Source organism: Pseudomonas californiensis (assembly GCF_021147775.1).
Taxonomy (GTDB): domain Bacteria; phylum Pseudomonadota; class Gammaproteobacteria; order Pseudomonadales; family Pseudomonadaceae; genus Aquipseudomonas; species Aquipseudomonas californiensis.
Genome location: NZ_JAGTPK010000116.1, coordinates 1 through 1,384, shown reverse-complemented (window position 1 = coordinate 1,384; position 1,384 = coordinate 1). Strand labels below are relative to the sequence as shown.

Genomic DNA, 1,384 nt, shown 5'->3' with positions numbered 1-1,384 from the left:
TGACCGGGTCGAGGCCAACAGCTACAGCGAGTTCAAGGCACAGGAACACCGCACCGTCGACGGTGATCGGCTGACCGAGGCCAAGGCTGATGATCACCTGAGCGTGGGCGGGACGCGGCATATCAAGGTGGGTGAAGCCCTGCTGGCAGAGGCTGGGCGAGAGATTCATTTCAAGGCAGGCGACAAGGTGGTGATCGAAGCGGGCATGGAAATCACCGTCAAGGTGGGCGGCAGCTTTTTCAAGATCGATCCCGGCGGCGTCACGCTGACGGGGCCTCAGGTGAAACTCAATTCGGGAGGCAAACCCTCTGCCGGAACCGGATCTACACCGTTGCTGCCAGGGCGTTTAAAAGATGCCGCGAAAGACATCGCGGGCAAGCTGTTGAAGCAGCGGCTGAGTGAGCAGATGCCGGTCACCGAGCTCTGTCAAAAACCTGAAAACGGCACGCCGATGGATTGTCCGTTGACTGATTGCAGGTGTCGCAAAGCACTGAATACTGGGGGCAAGCCATGACCACGTCCGTGCTGCTGGAGCGCACCGGTTCGCTGCTGGAGTCGCTGTACAAGTTGCTGCCCGACCCGAGGCCAAAATCGCTGTTCGACAACACCGAGCTGGCTGCACACAGGGAGCAAGGACCGCTGTGGCTGGACGCAGCCGACAACGCGATCTTGCTGGACGCTGTGAACAAGCAACCCGAACGCTGGCCGGGTTTGGTGATTGAAAGCCCCGCACCAGATGACACCCTGCTCGCACACCTCCGACACCTGTTGATCGTCAACTTCGACGGTGCACGTCGAGGCGTGCTGCGCTATTCAAACCCTGTCACCGCCAGCTACTTCTTCACCAGCGATTCAGACCACCCGAACGCATCCTGGCTGGGTCCCATTTTCCGGCTGTCGTGGTACGGCGGGACCTGGGCGGATATTGCACAAAACAATCAGCGCTGGCTGCACCTGGACAATCCACACGCAGCACAGTGGACGCCTCCCGCCCCGCCCAATCCGCCACGCCTGAGCCCGGCCCATGAGCAGGCGCTGGGCCGCCAGGAGCAAGAACGGTTTGCCTTCGAGTGGTGGAAAAGACAGACCGGTACGTCCTTTCATCAGGCCCTCGATTATCTGGACGAAGGCATGGTTCACGGCTTCGCCGAAGACCCGTCACTGATGAATCGCTACCTCACGCTGCGTGCACAGCACCCCGTATCTCAACCACCGACCTTTCGGCTCAATAGTCATGGAGAACAACGCTTGCACGCCTTGCAAAAACTGCTGCAAACCACCTGCACCGAGTCCACCCAATGAGAATCGGAAGCCTGAGCGCCGGGCCATGCTGCGAAATCGACAAGTTCATCGTTCAGGTCGTCGGCAAGGATCATGACGACAG

2 pseudogenes are annotated in these 1,384 nt (G+C 59.8%); both read left to right on the top strand.

The features are described 5' to 3' along the window. A pseudogene (locus tag KDX37_RS29140) lies at nucleotides 1-514 on the top strand (type VI secretion system tip protein VgrG); the annotation flags it as partial. Then, nucleotides 511-1,056, top strand: a pseudogene (locus KDX37_RS29605) (DUF4123 domain-containing protein); the annotation flags it as partial. The pseudogenes KDX37_RS29140 and KDX37_RS29605, both read left to right, overlap by 4 nt. Nucleotides 1,057-1,384: the final 328 nt, after the last annotated feature.